Consider the following 17,434-nt stretch of genomic DNA (forward strand, 5'->3'; position numbering starts at 1 on the left):
TGAAAAAGCCCGAGGCCCGCCATCCTCCCGCCGGGGGGTGGCGGGCCTCTTTACGGTCCGTACACCCTGATTCCGGGTCGTCGGGAACCGTTAAGTGACCGGAAGGCCACGTCCCCCCAAAATCCCCAGGAGCCGGGGGACCCGAGCGTTTGCTTCGCTTCCGAAACTCGGTAGAAGCTGGGCTAGAGACCAGGTGTCGGGACGGCCGGTAAACGGTCGCTCGTCTGCGGGTGAGAGCCCGTGCTGATAATAAAAGAGACGGGCTTTTACATGATGTCGATGACGACGAAGCGCCGGCGCAAGTCGGCCGAACAGGCCATCGTCCTTGTCGCCACCGCGGCAGCCGGGCTGGTCCTGGTCGGTCCCGCTCAGGCGCAGCAGATCGTCGTTCAGGGCAACCAGCGCGTCGATTCGGACACGATCCGCTCCTACGTGACGGGCACCGCATCGGGCTCCCCCGAAGAGGCCCGCCGCAACCTGCTCGCCACCGGCCTGTTCTCCGACGTGAAGGTGTCGCGCAGCGGCGCCGGCACGGTGGTGAGCGTCCGCGAGAACAACGTCGTCAACCGCGTCGTGTTCGAGGGCAACAAGAAGGTCGAGAAGGCCACCCTCGAGGGCCAGGTCGAAGCCAAGGGCCGCAGCGGCTTCAACAAGGCCGTGGTCGAGGCCGACCTGCAGCGCATCCGCGAGGTCTACCGCCGCGCCGGGCGCGGCAGCGCCAAGGTCAGCTACCGCACCGTCGACCTGCCCAACGGCCGCATCGACGTGATCTATGTCATCGACGAGGGCGACAAGACCGGCATCAAGTCGATCAAGTTCGTCGGCAACGAGGCGTATTCGGAAGGCAAGCTCAAGGAGCTGATGTCCTCCTCCGAGATGAACTTCCTCAGCTTCATCAAGACCTCCGACGTCTACGATCCCGACCGGATCACCAACGACCTCGACATGGTCCGCCGCTACTATCTCAAGAACGGCTACGCCGACTTCCGGATCGTGAACGCCGACTCCCGCTACGTGGAAGGCGAGGACGCCGGCTGGGCGATCACCGTCACCGTGGAAGAGGGCGCGCAGTACCGCGTCGGCGCCGTGGCCATCGACTCCCGCCTGGCCGGAGTCGACACCCAGGTGCTCGACGGCGAGGTCCGCACCGCCGTCGGCGACGTCTACAACGCCGAGGACGTGGAGAAGACCCTCACCGGCGTGACCAACCAGGTCGCCCGCCAGGGCTACCCCTTCGCCCAGGTGCGCCCCACCGGCCAGCGCGACCGCGCCACCCAGACCGTCTCCCTCGGCTTCGTGGTCGAGGACGGCCCGCGCGTCTACGTCGAGCGCATCAACATCCGCGGCAACACCCGCACCCGCGACTACGTCATCCGTCGCGAGCTCGATATCACCGAGGGCGATGCCTACAACCGCGTCCTCACCGACCGGGCCGAGCGCCGCCTGAACGGCCTCGGGTTCTTCAAGAAGGTCCGCTTCTCGAACGAGCCGGGCACGTCGGCCGACCGCGTGATCATCAACATCGACGTCGAGGATCAGCCCACGGGTTCGTTCTCGGTGGCCGGTGGCTACTCGACCCAGGACGGCATCATCGCCGAGGTCTCGGTCTCCGAGTCGAACTTCCTCGGCCGTGGCCAGTACGTCCGCGTCGCCGGCACCGCCGGCCAGTACTCCCGCGGCGTCGACTTCTCGTTCACCGAGCCCTACTTCATGGGCTACCGCCTCGCCGCAGGTTTCGACGCCTTCTACAAGTACAGCGACCAGACCCGTTACTCGCGCTACGAGACCACCGTCTACGGCGGTCAGCTCCGCGTCGGCCTGCCGATCACGGAAGAGTTCGGCGTGACCCTGCGCTACTCGCTCTACAACACCGAGCTGAAGGTCCCGAACACGATCCGTCGTCCCTACAACGACTGCTCGAATCCGATCCCCGGCTATACGCAGACCTACGGGCCCAACACGTTCAGCCAGAGCGTCGGCGGGCGCAGCGTGAGCGGCCTCTCCGCCTACCCGGCCTGTGCCTTCGACGGCGAAGCGTCGATCGCCCTCAAGGGCTCGCAGGGCAACACCCTCACCTCGCTGGCCGGCGTGACCCTCGCCTACTCCACCCTCGACAGCCTCCAGCTCCCGCGCAACGGCCTCTATGCCGAGTTGAAGCCCGACGTCGCGGGTCTCGGCGGCGACTCGAAGTTCTTCCGCGTGACCGGCGACGCCCGGTACTACAAGGAGCTCTACGAGGATGTGGTCGGCTTCGTGCGGTTCCAGGGCGGCCACATCTCGGCGCTCAACGACGAGCCGCTGCGCATCACCGACCAGTTCTTCCTCGGACCGTCGCTGGTCCGCGGCTTCGCGCCCAACGGCATCGGCCCGCGTGACGTCGGCATCGCCGACAGCCGCTCGAACGCGGTCGGCGGCACCACCTACGTCGGTGGCACCGTCGAGGTTCAGTTCCCGATCTGGGGCATCCCCCGCGATCTCGGCCTGAAGGGCGCGGTCTTCGCCGATGCCGGTACGCTGTTCGGCTACAACGGCCGCTCGCAGTTCAACGTGAACGGCGACGCCTTCATCAACGGCATCGCACCGGGCGGCGGCTGCAACTACTCGTCGGTCGGCCCCAACGCCATCGCCGTCGAACCCGAGTGCGTGAACGTCCGCGACAAGGCCGTGATCCGCTCCTCGATCGGCGCCTCCATCCTGTGGAACTCGCCGCTCGGACCGATCCGCTTCGACTACGCCTACGCCCTGTCGAAGGACGAGGGCCAGAAGGTGTTCGGTCCCGACGGAACCTTCTACGGCCGAGTCGGCAAGGACCAGCTCCAGGCCTTCCGCTTCTCGGGCGGCTCCCGGTTCTGAGCGACGGGCTCCGCCCTCCCCACCGGGGGGCGGAGCCATTCGTGGCATGACCGATCCGATCTTCTTCAGAACCCGCACCACCCTGAGCCTCGGCGCCATCGCCGGGGCTTGTGGCGTCGGCGTGCCCGATGGAGCCGATGCCGAGGCCGCCTTCACCGGTGCCGCGCCGCTCGAATCGGCCGGCCCCGGCGACGTCGCCTATATGGACAACGCCCGCTACATCGACGCGCTGGCCGCGACGCGGGCCGGCCTCTGCCTCGTCTCCCGCCGCTTCTCGGCGCGCGTGCCGGCCGCGACGGCGGCGCTGGTCCTGCCGGATCCCTATCGGGCCTATGCCGGCATCCTGGCGCTGTTCCATCCCGACGCCATGCGGCCGGGTTCGCTGTTCGGTTCCGCCGGGGTCTCTCCGGGGGCTCACGTCCACCCGGACGCGCGCCTCGAGGCCGGCGTCCGGGTCGATCCCGGCGCGGTGATCGGCCCGGGGGCCGACCTCGGGTCGGGCACCGTGATCGGCCCGGGCGCGGTGATCGGTCCGGAGGTCCGGATCGGTCGCGATTGCGCCGTCGGTGCGGGAGCCACCCTCACGCACGCGCTTCTCGGCAACCGGGTCATCGTCCACCCGGGCGCGCGGATCGGGCAGGACGGGTTCGGCTTCGCCATGGGCCCGGGCGGCCATCTCAAGGTGCCGCAGATCGGCCGGGTCATCATCCAAGACGATGTCGAGATCGGCGCCAACACCACCGTCGACCGCGGCGCCAGCCGCGACACGGTGATCGGCGAGGGCACCAAGATCGACAACCTCGTGCAGATCGCCCACAACGTCGTCATCGGGCGCCACTGCGTCATCGTCTCGGGCGTCGGCATCTCGGGGTCGACGACCCTGGAGGATTACGTCGTCCTCGGCGGCCAGGTCGGCGTCGTCGGCCACATCCGCATCGGCATGGGCGCGCAGATCGCCGGCTCGTCGAACGTCAACCGCGACGTGCCCCCCGGCAGCCGCTGGGGCGGCACCCCGGCCAAGCCCGTGCGCGCCTGGTTCCGCGAACTGACGACCCTGGCCCGGCTCGCCGAACGGACGGGTCGCGACGGCGACGGCCCGGCCGGGACCGGCGGCACCCCCCCGGCGCAGGGAAGCTGAGGCCCGCCTTCGGGTCGCCGGACCGTGCATCTGCGATCCGGCCTTGCATTGGCCCCGATTTCTTCACAAGAGGGCCGCTCGCCGTGAAGCGCCCGTGCCGATCCTGAGGCGCGGGCCGATCCACGGCCATCGATCGAGGCGGGCAGCGGGCGTTCGGAGGCGCCGGCACGCGCGAAGTTTGGGGTGTAGGATTCCATGAACGAGATGCCGCGAGAGTCCGGCGGACGCGATGCCGGGCAGGAACTCGCCTCGGCCGACATCCAGAAGGTGCTCGAACTCCTGCCCCATCGCTATCCCTTCCTGATGATCGACCGGATCGTCGAGATCGACGGCGACAAGTCCTGCATCGGCATCAAGAACGTGACGATCAACGAGCCGCAGTTCACGGGGCATTTCCCGGGCCTGCCGGTCTTCCCCGGCGTGCTCCTGATCGAGGGCATGGCCCAGACCGCCGGCGCGATCTGCTGCCGCCACATCATGTCCGAGGCGGTCCGCACCAAGCAGGTCTTCTTCATGACCATCGACAAGTGCAAGTTCCGTAAGCCCGTCGTCCCGGGCGACACGGTGCGCTACCACATGACCAAGATCAGCCAGCGCAAGACGATGTGGTGGTTCCGCGGCGAAGCGCGGGTCGGCGACACGCTGGTGGCCCAGGCCGAAATCGGCGCCATGCTGGTGACCGAGTGAGCGCCGCGATCCATCCGAGCGCGGTCGTCGAGGACGGGGCACGGCTCGGCGAGGGCGTGCGGATCGGGCCGTTCTGCCACGTCGGCCCGCAGGTCTCCCTGGCCGACGGGTGCGAACTCGTGAGCCACGTGGTCGTGGCCGGCCGCACCAGCGTCGGCGCCCGGACGACGATCTATCCCTTCGCCTCGATCGGCCACCCGCCGCAGGACCTCAAGTTCCGCGGCGAGGCCTCGACGCTCACCATCGGCGCCGACTGCATGATCCGCGAAGGCGTGACCATGAATCCGGGCACCGAGGGCGGCGGCCTGGAAACGGTGGTGGGCGACCGCTGCGCCTTCCTCGCCAATTCCCACGTCGGGCACGATTGCCGGGTCGGCGACGGCGTCGTCTTCTCCAACAACGTCATGCTGGCCGGCCATTGCACCGTGGGCGACTACGCCATCCTCGGCGGCGGCGCGGCCATCATCCAGTTCGCCCGCGTCGGCGCCCACGCCTTCGTCGGCGGCCTCTCCGGCCTGGAGAACGACTGCATCCCCTACGGCATGGCGCTGGGCAACCGCGCCTATCTCTCCGGCCTCAACATCATCGGCCTGCAGCGGCGCGGCTTTTCGCGCGAGGACATCCACACCCTGCGCCGGGCCTATCGCCTGCTGTTCGCGCCGGAGGGCACGCTGATGGAGCGGCTCGAGGACGTGGCGGCGGAGTTCGAACCGCATGCGGCGGTGGCCGACATCATCGCCTTCATCCGCGCGGGCGGAAAACGCTCGCTGTGCACCCCGCGCGGAACCCCGGGCGCGGCGTGACGGGCCGGTCCGGACGATGAGCCTGTCCGCATCGGCCGTGGCGCCCGCGCCGGCCGCGCCCACGGCCCCCGAACGCCCCCTGGTGCTGGTGGCCGGCGCCGGGCGCCTGCCAGAACTGGTGGCGGCCTCCCTGGAGCGGTCCGGGCGCCCGTTTCGCGTCCTCGCCATCCGGGGATTCGCCGAGGGCCCGATGCGGGCGCGGGCCAAGGCCAGCGTCGACCTCCTCGACGTCGCCGGCGTCCTCAAGATCCTCGATGCCTGGGGGCCCGCCAGTGTCGTGCCGGCCGGCGGCGTCTCCCGGCCGAGCCCCGCCGCGATCCTCAACGCCGCCGCGGCCCTGCGCAACCGTGAAGTCCTGCGGGCCATGGCCAACGGCGGCGACGACCGCCTGCTGCGCGGCGCCCTGTCCCTGCTGGAGGAGCGCGGCCACAGCGTCGTCGGCGTCCACGACGTGGCGCCAGACCTCCTGAGCCCGGAGGGGCAGCTCGGCCGCCATGCCCCCGACGAGGCGGCCGCCCTGTCGATCGCCACCGGCCGGGCCCTGCTCGGCGCGCTGTCGCCCTACGACGTCGGGCAGGCGGCGGTGGTCGCGGCCCTGCGGGCGGTGGCCGTCGAAGGCCCGGAAGGGACAGACCGGATGCTCGCCCGCGCCCGGGCGCTGGGGCGGAGGCCGTTCGGGCTGGGGCGGGCGCAACCCGGCACCGTCCTCGTCAAGCTCGCCAAGGAGGGACAGGACCTGCGGGTCGACCTGCCGGCGATCGGGCCACGCACGGTGACCAACGCGGCGGCCGCGGGTTGCGCCGGCCTCGCGATCCAGGCCGGCCTGACCCTGATCATCGACCGGGCGGCCACCGTCGCCGCCGCAGACCGAGCCGGCCTGTTCGTGGTCGGGCTGAGGATCGACGGGTGAGCGCCGCCCCCCGAAAGATCTGGCTGGTGGCCGGCGAGGATTCCGGCGACCAGCTCGGCGCCAAGCTGATGCGCGGCCTGTCCGATCTCTCCGAGCATCCGCTCGTCTTCGGCGGCGTCGGCGGCGAGGCGATGATCGGCCAGGGGTTCGCGTCCCTGTTCCCGATCGACGACGTGGCGGTCATGGGCTACCTGCCGGTGGCCGCACGCCTGCGCACGCTCCTGCGCCGCATCCGCCAGACGGTGCGCGACGTCGTCGAGGCCCGGCCCGACATCCTCGTCATCATCGACAGCCCGGGCTTCACCCATGCGGTGGCCTCGCGGGTGCGCAAGCGGATGCCGGGGTTGCCGATCGTCGACTACGTCTCCCCCAGCGTCTGGGCCTGGCGGCCGTGGCGCGCGGCCAGGATGCGGCCGTTCATCGACCATGTCCTCGCCCTCCTGCCCTTCGAGCCGGAGGCGCATCGGCGCCTGGGCGGCCCGGCCTGCACCTACGTCGGGCACCCGTTGATCGAGCGCCTGTCGGAATTGCGTCCCGGTCCCGACGAGGCGCGGCTGCGCGCCGCCGACCCGCCGACGATCGTCGTCCTGCCCGGCTCCCGCCGCTCCGAGATCGAGCGGCTGATGCCGGTGTTCGGGGCGACGCTGGCGGATCTCGCGCGGCGGATCGGCCCGGTCGAGGCGGTGCTGCCGGCGGTGTCCCGGCACCGCGCCATGATCGAGCGGCTGGCACTCGCCTGGACGGTGCCGGTCCGGCTCGTCCACGGCGAGGCCGCGAAATACGCCGCCTTCCGCCGGGCCCGGGCGGCGCTCGCCGCCTCGGGCACCGTCACCCTCGAACTGGCGCTGGCCGGCGTCCCGATGGTGGTGGCCTACAAGGTGTCGCGGATCGAGGAGACGGTGGCGCGCCGCCTCATCCAGGTGCCGACCATCGTGCTCCCCAACCTCATCCTCGGGGAGAACGCGATGCCAGAGTTCGTGCAGGCCGATTGCACCGCTGGGCGCCTCGCCACCGCCCTGGCGCCGCTGGTCACGGGAGGCGCCGAGCGCGACGCCCAGATCGCGTCGCTGGACCGGATCGACGGCCTGATGCGCCTCGCGCACGACGACATCCCGAGTCGCAGCGCCGCCCGCATCGTCCTGGCGCTGATCCCGACGGCGTAGACGCCGGATCGGCGAGGCTCTAGCGGCAGCGGGTCCTGATCAGCCCGGAAAACTCCTTCTCGGAGCCCTGGACCTCGGCGAGGCGGGCGCCGCGTTCGGCTCCCGACAGGCAGCGCCCGTAGACGCTGGCCGTGCGCCGCATGGTTTCCACGTGGCGCCGCCAGACCCGGCATCGGTCGGCATCGTCGCCGCCCGCCTGTTCGAGCTGTTCGAGGGCTTGGCGCTGCATCGAGGTCGCCACGAGGACGTCGCGGGCGCAGGCGGTGTCGGCCTGCGCCCGCGCGACCGAGACGGACGACGGCAGGGCCACGAGGCAGCCGATCGCCATCGCTCTGGCCAATCCCGTCATCACGCCGCCTGCGAGGCGGAGGTGTGGGTCAAAAGCGCATAGAGGGCGGTGGCGTCCCGCGCCGCGCGGATGCGGTCGAGGATGCCCGGCTCGCGCAGGACCCGCGCCACCTGGGCCAGCGCCTTGAGGTGGTCGGCCCCCGCCCCCTCGGGCGCGAGGAGGAGGAAGGCGATATCCACCGGCTGGCCGTCCAGGGCCTCGAAGTCCACAGGCTTTTCCAGTCGGGCGACCAGACCGAACAGCCGGTCGAGCCCCGGCAGCTTGCCGTGCGGAATGGCGACACCGTCGCCGATGCCGGTGGAGCCCAGCCGCTCGCGCTGCTGCAGGGTGTCGTAGACCGCCTGCTCGTCCAGGGCCGGAAGCCGGCGCACGGCATGCGCGCTCAGCTCCTGCAGGATCTGCTTCTTGGCACGCGCACGCAGCGAGGGCACGACGGAATCCGGACTGAGGAATTCCAGCACTGGCATGGAGGACCATCGCCCCGTCGGCGACGCCCCGCAGGACACCGCACGTGAATTGAAAGACCGCAGACGAGCAGGCGGCGCCCACCCCTACGGCCTCATGACCCGCCTCCCCGAAACGTCCCCGGCGCCGGCGCCGCTCAGGCGGCGGCCTCGGGCGGGTCGATCCAGCCGATCGCGCCATCGCTGCGGCGGTATACGACGTTGAGGCGCCCCGTACCAGCGTGAACGAAAACGATCACCGGCGCCCCCGTCATGTCGAGGGCGGTGACCGCCTCGCTCACCGAATGGCGCTGGAGGGTCTTGGTGCTCTCGGCCACCACCGGCGGATGGGCGTCGCCATCCGGGATCTCGTCGTCGTAATCGTCGTCGTCGTCGGGCGCCGCGATCACGGCATAGGCCGCTTCGACGGCGGCCCCGTCGTGGAGGGCGGCGCCATGGTCCTTGAGCCGGTTCTTGTAGCGGCGCAGGCGTTTGTCGAGCTTGTCGGCCGCCTGCTCGAAGCTGGCGTGTGGGTCGTGGGCGCTGCCGGCGACTTCTAGCGTCAGGCCGGTGACGAGGTGGATGACGCAGTCCGTCCGATAGGCGGTCCCGTCCCGCCGCAGGGTCACGTGCCCGTTGGCGCTGGCGTTCATCGCGGGATCTAGGAACTTGCCGAGCGTTGCGGCCATCCGGTCCTCGACGCGCCCTCGCAGGGCCTCGCCGAGGTCGAGGCCATGGCCCGTGACGCGTAATGACCCCATGATCCCTCCGGTTCTTCGCCGTGTCGATCGTATGGAGTTAAGGATTCTTGGCCGGCGAAGTCAACGCGGGCCTCCCGGCGCCAATCGGCGTGCCGCACGCACCGTTTTCTCTCACGCGCCCTTGGCGGGGGCGACGTGCCTCAGCAGCGTCACCTTCCGGCCGGCGTCACCGTAGTCCGCCCAGAGCCGCTCGCAGGTGGAGGCCGGCTCCGTCGCCAGGGCCTCGGTCGTGCGGGCGACCTCGGCCTTGAGGCGCGCGGACCGCTTCTTCATGAAGAAGTCCTCGTGGCTCAGCCCATGCTGGCGGGCGAAGCTCCGGAAGTGTTCGGGGTCGATCTTGACGCCGGTGCAGTGGCGCCCGGCGAGATCCGCCTCGATGCCGGCGACCATGGCGGGGCTGTCCGCCTGGCGGACCTCCCGGCGCGCTTCGGCCCAGGTCCCGACCGCGATCCAGGCCATGCCCGCCAGAGCCAATCGCTTGATCAAGGTCGCCTCCTACGAGATAACGGGTTGCCTAGCCTGGACAAGCGCGTGCGATGCAACCGGTTCCCGAGCCGGCGCTCCGGTGTCGTCGCCGCGCTGGAGACAGGAGCCGTGCTCGACCCTGACGATGTGGGGCGCACCTCCCGTGCGGCGGTGTCGCCGTCGCGGCTGCACCGTCCCGTCGAGAGAAGAGCCGGGTCGACGCCGGCTATAGCCGCGGAGATCTCGATCCGTTGCTTGCAACGGCCCAAGCGGTTTTGGGCTTTTCCTCGTCGTCCTGTCGCCGCTAGTCTGTCGTCCGGCCGATGCGACGAACCGGGCGCCCCATGAGCCTCACCCCCGCCCAGATCCTCGACCTCGCGCCCGACGCGCCGAGCCGGAAGGCCGGGCAGGAACAGGCCAAGCCCGGCAGATGGAGCGGCCTCGCGCGGGCCGGGGACGTGGTCTGGGGCGAGATCAAGGGCAGCGGCGCCAGCCCCTATCGGACGGTGGCGGACCTGTCAGGGCCGGCCTCGAAATGCACCTGCCCCAGCCGCAAGTTCCCCTGCAAGCACGGCCTCGGGCTGATGCTCGTGTTTGCCGCCGGGCCGGAAGCGTTTCCCGAGGCGGCGCCCCCCGATTGGGTCGGCGCCTGGACGACGGGGCGGGCCGCCCGCGCAGCGGCACCCGCGGCCGATACGCCCGCAAGACCGGTCGACGAGGCGGCACAGGCCCGCCGCCGCCGGGCGCGCGAGGACAAGGTCGCCTCGGGACTGGCCGAGCTCGACCTGTGGCTGCGCGACCTGATGCGGCGCGGCACCGCGAGCCTGCGCGGCGAGCCCTACGCCTTCTTCGACCGGATGGCCGGGCGCCTCGTGGATGCCCAGGCCCCCGGTCTCGCCCGCCGGGTGCGGGCACTGCCGGGCCTGCTCGCGGCGGCCCCGCGCGAGGGCGCCGCATCCGGCAACGAGGCCGTCGCCCTGGCGGTCGGCCGGCTCGGCCTGATCCTGCGCGCCGCCCATCGCCTCGACGCCCTCGATCCGGGGCGGCAGGCGGCGGTACGTGCCGCCATCGGCTTCCCCGTGAGCGCCGAGGAGATCGCCCGCCGACCCGACGAGACCGACACCTGGACGGTGCTCGCCCACGAGATCGAGGAGGAGGACAAGCTCGTCGCCCGCTCGGTCTGGCTCGCCGGGCGAACCGGCGGGCGCCTGGCGCAGGTGCTCGACTACGGCACGCCGGGCTCGCCGCTGCCGCCGGCACCGGTGCCGGGGCAGGCGTTTTCCGGGGCGCTCGCCTTTCATCCGGCCGCCCCCGAGCTGCGCGCGGTCCTGCGCGAGGGACGCTCGGTCGCGGTCCAACCGGCGAGCCTGCCGGAAGCGGGCAGCATCACGGACGCCCTCGACACCTGGGCCGGGGCACTGGCTGTGACGCCCTGGATCGACCTGTGGCCGATGCGGCTATCGGGCGTGTCCTTCGGGCTGTTGAGCGCATCCGAACCGGGCGTGCCCCGGTTCGGAGTCGGCGATGCCGGTGGCTGCCTGGCGTTGCGCGACGACCCGCGCATCCGCTCCTTCGTGGCGGTGGCGGCCGGCCGGCCGATCGACCTGTTCGGTCTCTACGACGGCTACGGCCTGCGCCCGCTCGGCCTGGTCGCGCAGGGGCGGCTCTACGTGGCGCCGCCGCAGGACGCGCGTCCGCTGCTGCGGCGGGCGGCCTGATGGCGCATCCGACCGCGGGACCTTCCCCTGGCGATCCCTGGCGCACGACCCTGGCGGCGACGCTGATGGGGGCCGAGCGTACCCCGGTGCGCGCGACGGCGGGTGGACCGCTCGATCTCCCGGCCACCGGGGATGCGGGCGCCGACCTCCTGGCCGGGATCGGGGGCTACGGGGCCTACCACCTCGCCGGCAGCGGCCTCACAGGCGATGCCCTGCGGCCGTTCCCGCCCCGCGAATCGGCCGGGCCGCCCTGCCCCACGGCGGCGGCCGACCGCCTCGCCGGGCTGATGGCGGAGAACGGACCCGCCGAGCGGATCGAGGAATGGTGCCGGCTCGCCGCGGCGCGCGGCTTTCGCGCCCCGCCCGAACTGCTCTGCGTCCTCGACCGGCGGCGTGACGGTGCGACCGGCTCCGCGACGATCGACCCGGTCGCCGACGCGGAGCTCGCCTGGCTGCACCGGGTCTGCTCCGGGCGGGACGAACCGGACGTCGCCGCCGACGACTGGACGGTGGGCGACGCCGGAACGCGGGTCGCCGCCTTCACGGCCCTGCGCCGGCAGGACCCCGCCGGCGCCCGAACGGCTCTGGAAGCGGCCTTCAAGGTGGAGAAGGCCGACATGCGCGCGGCCTTGGTCAGGGCGCTGGACGAGGGCCTGTCCGGGGCCGACGAGCCCTTCCTCGAAGCCTGCCTCGACGACAGGGGTAGCGGCGTCCGCACGGCGGCCCAGATCCTGCTGGGCCGCTCGCCCGGGAGCCGGTTCATCGGCCGCATGGCCGGGCGAGCCGCCGCGGCCCTGCGGATCGTGGAGACCAAGCGGTTGCTGCGTGCCCCCAGGCACGATCTCGTCGTCACCCTGCCGGAGGAATCCCCGGAGCTGGCGCGCGACGGCATCGCACCGAGCCCCTATGCCGTCCACAGCACCGGCGGCCCGCGCGCCCAGCTTCTGCGGGAGATCGTCGCCCTGGCGCCGCTCTCGGGCTACGCCGGCCACCCTCCCCGCCTGTGGATCGAACGCGCCCTGGCGAGCGAATGGCACGAGCCGCTGCTCGCCGGCCTCACCGCAGCGATCCGCCGGGCGGGCGATCCGGCCTGGACGCAAGCGACGATCGACGTCCTGACGACCGCCTGCGCACACCGCCTCCCGGGCGTGACGGCCACCGATGCCACCCGGCGGGCGCTCGCCACGGTGTTCGGCACGCTGCCCGACGATCAGTGGGAGCGCGCGATGACGGCCGCCCTCGCGGGACCGCTCGACCTCGTCCCGACGATGCTCGACGAGGCCCCCGAGGCGTGGTCGCCGGCCTTCACCGCCGCGCTGCTCGATTGGCTTGCCCCGGTCGCAGGGGGGCCGGTGGCCGGTTGCGACGTCCTGCGCCGCGGCGGCCTGCCGCGGCAGATCGCCGAGCGCGGCCATGCCGACCGGGACGCCGCGGCCGCGGCCGCGGCGATCGCCGCCCGCCTGCCCGACGACGCCGACGCCTCTCTGCGCCGGCAGATCACCGCGATGGCCGAGACCCTCGACCTGCGCGCCGCCATGAGACGGGAGTTCGATCCGACATGAGCCAGACCGCGATCCCCTCCGCGCAGCTGCGCCGCTCGGCCGAGGACGCCTTCGCCGAGGAGCTGGAAGCGCTGAAGGCCGCCGACACGCGGCCGAGACCGCCGAACTGGCGGCTCTCGCCCCAGGCCGTCGTCACCTACCTGATGGGCGGCGAGGCCGGCGCTTTGGCGATCACCCCGAAGTACATCGGCGACCGGCGGCTGATGGAGGTGGCGGTGGCCACGCTGGCCACCGACCGGGCGCTGCTGCTGCTCGGCGTGCCCGGCACCGCAAAGAGCTGGGTGAGCGAACACCTGGCGGCGGCCATCTGCGGCACCTCGCGTCTCGTGGTGCAGGGCACCGCCGGCACCAGCGAGGAATCGATCCGCTACGGCTGGAACTACGCCCTGCTGCTGTCCAAGGGCCCGAGCCGCGAGGCGGTGGTGGCGAGCCCGATCGTGCGGGCGATGGAGGAGGGCCGCATCGCCCGCGTCGAGGAGCTGACCCGCATCCCCTCCGAGACGCAGGACAGCTTCATCACCATCCTGTCCGAGAAGACGATGCCGATCCCCGAGCTGAACGAGGAGGTGGCGGCGCAGAAGGGCTTCAACCTCATCGCCACCGCCAACAACCGCGACCGGGGCGTCAACGAACTGTCGAGTGCGCTTAAGCGCCGCTTCAACACCGTGGTGCTGCCGCCACCCGCCACCATCGAGGCCGAGATCGCCATCGTCGAGACCCGGGTGGCCGCCCTCGGCCGCGCCTTCGAGATCCCGGCCGAGCCGCCCGGCGCCGACCAGATCCGCCGGGTCGTCACGATCTTTCGCGAGCTGCGCCTCGGGGTGACCGAGGACGGCAAGAGCAAGGTCAAGCAGCCGTCAGGCACCCTCTCCACCGCCGAGGCGATCAGCGTGGTCGGCAGCGGGCTGGCGCTCGCCGCCCATTTCGGCGACGGCCGGCTCACCGCCCACGACCTCGTCTCAGGCATCGCCGGCGCCGTGGTGAAGGACCCGGTTCAGGACGCGGTGATCTGGCGCGAGTACCTCGAGACCGTGGTCAAGGAACGGGCGGAGTGGACGGATTTCTATCGCGCCGCCCGCGCGTCGGCCTGACCGGGCGGGCATGAGCGAAATCCGCATCTTCGGCATCCGCCATCACGGGCCGGGCTCAGCCCGCAGCCTCGTGCGCGCCCTCGACGCCTTCGCCCCCGATTGCCTGCTGGTGGAGGGGCCGCCGGATGCCGAGGCGCTGCTGGCGCTCGCCGCCGATCCGGAGATGCGCCCGCCGGTGGCGTTGCTCGTCTACCGGGCCGACCGGCCGCGCGACTGCGCCTTCTTCCCCTTCGCGGCGTTCTCGCCCGAATGGGTCGCCCTGCGCCACGCGCAGGAGCGCGAGGTGCCGGCCCGCTTCATCGACCTGCCCCACGCGATCCAGCTCGCCGACGGCTTCGGCGAGCCGGCAACCGAGGGACCGGCCGCCATCGACGACGAGGCCGAGAAGGATCCGGAGAGGGGCCCGGCCACGGCCGCCATGCGGCGCGATCCCTTGGGCGAACTCGCCCGGGCGGCGGGCTACGACGACGGCGAACGCTGGTGGGACGCCTTCGTCGAGAGCCGCTCGGAGGCGGGCGAGGACGTTTTTTCCGCGATCGCCGAAGCGATGGCCGCCCTGCGCGAGGCCGAGGACGCCATGTCCGAGAACGCCATGTCCGAGAACGCCTCGCCCGACGCCGAGCGATTCCGCGAGGAAGCGCGCGAGGCCCACATGCGCACCGGCCTGCGCAGGGCCGCCAAGGACGGGTTTTCGCGCATCGCTGTCGTCTGCGGCGCCTGGCACGCCCCGGCCCTGGCCCGCCACGACGCCAAGGGCCAGTCGGTGCGGGATGCGGCGATCCTGAAGGGCCTGCCCAAGACCAAGGTGGCAGCGGCCTGGGCGCCGTGGTCCTACGAACGCCTCGCCACCGCCAGCGGCTACCGGGCCGGCGTGCTCTCGCCGGAATGGTACGATGCGGTCTGGCACCACGGCGACCGCGTCGCGGCGCGCTGGCTCTCCCGGGCCGCAGCACTCCTGCGCGGGGAAGACCTCGACGCCTCCTCCGCCACGGTGATCGAGGCGGTGCGGCTGGCCGGCATGCTGGCGGGCCTGCGCGGACGCTCGCGCCCCTCCCTGGACGACCTCGACGAGGCCGCCGCCTCGACCCTGTGCTTTGCCGACCCCGCCCCGATGAGGCTGATCCGCGCCAAGCTCGTCATCGGCGAGCGCCTGGGCGCCACCCCGGCCGGCAGCGCCCGGACGCCGGTGGAGCTCGATTTCGCCGCCCAGTGCAAGCGCCTGCGCCTGTCGCCGGAGGGCGGGTCGCGCGAGATCGTGCTCGACCTGCGCAAGGAGGGCGACCTCGCCCGCAGCCACTTCCTCAACCGCCTCGCCCTCGTCGGCATCCCGTGGGGGACGCGGCGGCAGGCCGGCGGACGCGGCACCTTCCGCGAGGCCTGGGTGCTCGCCTGGCAGCCGGAATGGGCGGTCGACCTCGTGGCGGCCTCGGCCGATGGCGGGACGGTGGCCGACGCGGCGGCGAGCCGGATCCGGACGCTCGCCCATGCCACCACCCGCGTCAGCGACCTCTCGGACCTGATCGGGACGCTGCTCGACGCCGACCTCGCGCAGGCGTCGGCGGACGTGGTCCAGGCCCTCGACGACCGCGCCGCGGTCTCCTCCGACGTGTTCGACCTGATGCAGGCGCTGCCGGCCCTCGCCGAGCTCGCCCGCTACGGCTCGGTCCGCTCCTCGGACACCGAGCCGGTGCGTCGGATCGTGCGCGGGATCGTTCCGCGCATCGCCGCCGGCCTCGTGGTGGCCTGCCAGAGCCTCGACGACGATGCGGCCGCCCTCGCCAAGGGCCATGTCGAGGGCGTCCACCGGGCCGTGTCGCTGCTGGAGGAGAGCGACCTCGGCGAGGTCTGGCGGGACGCCCTGCTGTCGCTGGCCGGCCAGGACCACGTCCATGGCCGCGTGGTCGGGCGCGCGGTGCGGCTGCTGTTCGACGCGCGCGCGATCTCGGCCGAGGATGCCGGCACGCGCCTGCGCCTCGCCCTGTCGCGGGCCAGCGGCGCCGGGCCGGCCGCGGCCTGGATCGCCGGGTTCCTGGAGGGCGGCGGCACCGCGCTGATCCACGGCGACGGGCTGCTCGGCATCCTCGACGACTGGCTCGTCGGCCTCGACGCGGACCTCTTCACCGACCTCCTGCCGCTGGTCCGCCGCAGCTTCGCGACGATCCCGCGGCCCGAGCGCCGGGCCATCGGCGAGGCCCTGCGCCGGCCCGGCGGCACGACGCCGGACGCCACCGGCCACGGGCACGGCTTCGACGCCGCGCGGGCCGCCCGCGTGCTGCCGGTGCTGCGGCTCCTGCTGGGACCCGAGCCGGCGCCCGGCGGAGACGCCCGATGAGCGAGACCGAACGCCTGCGCCGCTGGCGCCTCGTCCTCGGGGGCGACGAGGCCGACGGGACCGGCCATGTCCTCGCCGGCCGCGACGCCGGGATCGACCGGGCGCTTGGCGCCCTCTACGATTCCGACCGCAAGGCGGGTCTGGGCGCCTCTGCCCCGTCGGTGCCGCGCTGGCTGGGCGACATCCGCGACTATTTCCCGACCGCGGTGGTGCAGGTGCTCCAGCGCGACGCCTTCGAGCGCCTCGACCTCGAGAGCATGCTCACCGAGCCGGAACTCCTGGAGGCGGTGACCCCGGACGTCGCCCTGGTCTCGACGCTGATCTCCCTGCGCGGCATCCTCGGCGGCAGGACCAAGGACACCGCCCGCCTCGTGGTGCGCAAGGTCGTCGAGGCCCTGACGAAGCGGCTGGAGGAGCCGATGCGCCAGGCGGTGGCCGGGGCGATCGACCGGGCGAGCCGCAACCGGCGCCCGCGCCATGCCGAGATCGACTGGAACCGCACCATCCGCGCCAACCTGCGGCACTACCAGGCGGACTACGCCACCATCGTCCCCGAGACGCGCATCGGCTACGGCCGGCGCCAGCGCGCCAGCCTCAAGGACGTGATCCTGTGCATCGACCAATCGGGGTCGATGGCCAATTCGGTGGTCTATTCGAGCATCTTCGGGGCCGTGATGGCCTCGTTGCCGGCGGTCTCGACCCGCTTCGTGGTGTTCGACACGGCGGTGGTCGACCTCACCGAGGAAATCGAGGACCCCGTCGAGGTGCTGTTCTCGGTGCAGCTCGGGGGCGGCACCGACATCAACCGCGCCGTCGCCTATTGCGAATCCTGCATCACCCGGCCGGACGACACCATCCTGGTGCTGATCTCCGACCTCTACGAGGGCGGCGTCGAGGCCGGGCTGCTGGCCCGCGCCCAGCGGCTCGTCGCCTCGGGCGTGCAGATGATCGCGCTGCTGGCGCTGAGCGACGAGGGCGCGCCCAGCTACGACCGGGCGCTGGCCGGCCGCCTCGCCGCCCTCGGCGTCCCCTCCTTCGCCTGCACGCCGGATCTCTTCCCCGACCTAATGGCGGCGGCCATCCGTAAGGGCGACGTCACCGCCTGGGCGGCGCAGGCCGGCATCGCGGCGGTGGCGGCAGCGCCCGAGGCTTGATCGGC

The 17,434-nt window shown here is 72.3% G+C and carries 15 protein-coding genes; 11 read left to right on the forward strand and 4 right to left on the reverse strand.

The features are described 5' to 3' along the window. The first annotated feature begins 270 nt into the window (after positions 1 to 270). The 6 genes from bamA to lpxB all read left to right on the forward strand — a co-directional run bounded on the left by bamA (position 271) and on the right by lpxB (position 7,554). Positions 271 to 2,853: an outer membrane protein assembly factor BamA gene (gene bamA / locus ASG40_RS00810; protein ID WP_055879001.1), complete on the forward strand. Its 2,583-nt coding sequence runs from the start codon at positions 271 to 273 to the stop codon at positions 2,851 to 2,853. 46 nt (positions 2,854 to 2,899) lie between these two features. After that, positions 2,900 to 3,991 (forward strand): UDP-3-O-(3-hydroxymyristoyl)glucosamine N-acyltransferase, encoded by a 1,092-nt coding sequence (gene lpxD, locus ASG40_RS00815; RefSeq protein ID WP_055879004.1) that lies wholly within the window; start codon positions 2,900 to 2,902, stop codon positions 3,989 to 3,991. 204 nt (positions 3,992 to 4,195) lie between these two features. Next, entirely contained in the window at positions 4,196 to 4,678 is a 483-nt protein-coding gene (gene fabZ / locus ASG40_RS00820) for a 3-hydroxyacyl-ACP dehydratase FabZ (protein WP_055881024.1), read from the forward strand. Beyond that, entirely contained in the window at positions 4,675 to 5,481 is an 807-nt protein-coding gene (gene lpxA / locus ASG40_RS00825) for an acyl-ACP--UDP-N-acetylglucosamine O-acyltransferase (RefSeq protein WP_055879007.1), read from the forward strand. Before fabZ ends, lpxA begins: the two co-directional genes overlap by 4 nt. A 16-nt stretch (positions 5,482 to 5,497) precedes the next feature. Further along, positions 5,498 to 6,391: an LpxI family protein gene (locus ASG40_RS00830; RefSeq protein ID WP_055879012.1), complete on the forward strand. Its 894-nt coding sequence runs from the start codon at positions 5,498 to 5,500 to the stop codon at positions 6,389 to 6,391. Then, positions 6,388 to 7,554, forward strand: a complete 1,167-nt coding sequence (gene lpxB / locus ASG40_RS00835; protein ID WP_055879016.1) for a lipid-A-disaccharide synthase — start codon at positions 6,388 to 6,390, stop codon at positions 7,552 to 7,554. The genes ASG40_RS00830 and lpxB overlap by 4 nt, the downstream gene beginning before the upstream one ends. 19 nt (positions 7,555 to 7,573) lie before the next feature. Here the strand turns inward: lpxB and ASG40_RS00840 are convergent, their stop codons facing one another. The 4 genes from ASG40_RS00840 to ASG40_RS00855 form a co-directional block, all read right to left on the reverse strand. Then, positions 7,574 to 7,882, reverse strand: coding sequence for a hypothetical protein (locus tag ASG40_RS00840; protein WP_200944174.1), 309 nt, complete (start codon positions 7,880 to 7,882; stop codon positions 7,574 to 7,576). Positions 7,883 to 7,902: 20 nt separating this feature from the next. Next, entirely contained in the window at positions 7,903 to 8,370 is a 468-nt protein-coding gene (gene ptsN, locus ASG40_RS00845) for a PTS IIA-like nitrogen regulatory protein PtsN (RefSeq protein ID WP_055879022.1), read from the reverse strand. A 134-nt stretch (positions 8,371 to 8,504) separates the two neighbouring features. Beyond that, positions 8,505 to 9,107 carry a ribosome hibernation-promoting factor, HPF/YfiA family gene (gene hpf, locus ASG40_RS00850; protein WP_055879025.1) on the reverse strand — a complete coding sequence of 201 codons (603 nt, stop codon included), beginning with the start codon at positions 9,105 to 9,107 and terminating at the stop codon, positions 8,505 to 8,507. Between the two features lie 111 nt (positions 9,108 to 9,218). After that, on the reverse strand, positions 9,219 to 9,593 hold the full coding sequence (locus ASG40_RS00855) for a hypothetical protein (protein WP_156387493.1): 375 nt from the start codon (positions 9,591 to 9,593) through the stop codon (positions 9,219 to 9,221). Positions 9,594 to 9,916: 323 nt separating this feature from the next. Here ASG40_RS00855 and ASG40_RS00860 point away from each other — a divergent pair, with 323 nt between their 5' ends. From ASG40_RS00860 to ASG40_RS00880, 5 genes are read left to right on the forward strand one after another with little or no spacing between them, the layout of a single operon-like run. Further along, entirely contained in the window at positions 9,917 to 11,290 is a 1,374-nt protein-coding gene (locus tag ASG40_RS00860; RefSeq protein WP_055879032.1) for an SWIM zinc finger family protein, read from the forward strand. Beyond that, a complete protein-coding gene (locus ASG40_RS00865; protein ID WP_082523836.1) occupies positions 11,290 to 12,852 on the forward strand; it encodes a DUF5691 domain-containing protein in 1,563 nt (520 codons plus the stop codon). Before ASG40_RS00860 ends, ASG40_RS00865 begins: the two co-directional genes overlap by 1 nt. Then, the gene (locus ASG40_RS00870) at positions 12,849 to 13,943 is read left to right on the forward strand and encodes an ATP-binding protein (protein WP_055879034.1); all 1,095 of its coding nucleotides are present in this window, start codon (positions 12,849 to 12,851) and stop codon (positions 13,941 to 13,943) included. Before ASG40_RS00865 ends, ASG40_RS00870 begins: the two co-directional genes overlap by 4 nt. A 10-nt stretch (positions 13,944 to 13,953) precedes the next feature. Next, complete coding sequence (locus ASG40_RS00875; protein ID WP_055879040.1) at positions 13,954 to 16,275, forward strand: DUF5682 family protein; 2,322 nt, start codon at positions 13,954 to 13,956, stop codon at positions 16,273 to 16,275. Further along, positions 16,272 to 17,429, forward strand: a complete 1,158-nt coding sequence (locus tag ASG40_RS00880) for a VWA domain-containing protein (RefSeq protein WP_055879043.1) — start codon at positions 16,272 to 16,274, stop codon at positions 17,427 to 17,429. The genes ASG40_RS00875 and ASG40_RS00880 overlap by 4 nt, the downstream gene beginning before the upstream one ends. The last annotated feature ends 5 nt before the right edge of the window (positions 17,430 to 17,434 follow it).

The organism is Methylobacterium sp. Leaf399 (assembly GCF_001424525.1).
Lineage (GTDB): Bacteria > Pseudomonadota > Alphaproteobacteria > Rhizobiales > Beijerinckiaceae > Methylobacterium.

What these genes read in the sequence shown, in the direction of transcription:
- ASG40_RS00840 (WP_200944174.1), bottom strand. Translation starts at nt 7,882, where the DNA reads ATGGCGATCGGCTGCCTCGTGGCCCTGCCGTCGTCCGTCTCGGTCGCG.
- ASG40_RS00860 (WP_055879032.1), top strand. Translation starts at nt 9,917, where the DNA reads ATGAGCCTCACCCCCGCCCAGATCCTCGACCTCGCGCCCGACGCGCCG.
- fabZ (WP_055881024.1), top strand. Translation starts at nt 4,196, where the DNA reads ATGCCGCGAGAGTCCGGCGGACGCGATGCCGGGCAGGAACTCGCCTCG.
- bamA (WP_055879001.1), top strand. Translation starts at nt 271, where the DNA reads ATGATGTCGATGACGACGAAGCGCCGGCGCAAGTCGGCCGAACAGGCC.
- ASG40_RS00875 (WP_055879040.1), top strand. Translation starts at nt 13,954, where the DNA reads ATGAGCGAAATCCGCATCTTCGGCATCCGCCATCACGGGCCGGGCTCA.
- ptsN (WP_055879022.1), bottom strand. Translation starts at nt 8,370, where the DNA reads ATGCCAGTGCTGGAATTCCTCAGTCCGGATTCCGTCGTGCCCTCGCTG.
- ASG40_RS00830 (WP_055879012.1), top strand. Translation starts at nt 5,498, where the DNA reads ATGAGCCTGTCCGCATCGGCCGTGGCGCCCGCGCCGGCCGCGCCCACG.
- ASG40_RS00865 (WP_082523836.1), top strand. Translation starts at nt 11,290, where the DNA reads ATGGCGCATCCGACCGCGGGACCTTCCCCTGGCGATCCCTGGCGCACG.
- hpf (WP_055879025.1), bottom strand. Translation starts at nt 9,107, where the DNA reads ATGGGGTCATTACGCGTCACGGGCCATGGCCTCGACCTCGGCGAGGCC.
- ASG40_RS00870 (WP_055879034.1), top strand. Translation starts at nt 12,849, where the DNA reads ATGAGCCAGACCGCGATCCCCTCCGCGCAGCTGCGCCGCTCGGCCGAG.
- lpxD (WP_055879004.1), top strand. Translation starts at nt 2,900, where the DNA reads ATGACCGATCCGATCTTCTTCAGAACCCGCACCACCCTGAGCCTCGGC.
- ASG40_RS00880 (WP_055879043.1), top strand. Translation starts at nt 16,272, where the DNA reads ATGAGCGAGACCGAACGCCTGCGCCGCTGGCGCCTCGTCCTCGGGGGC.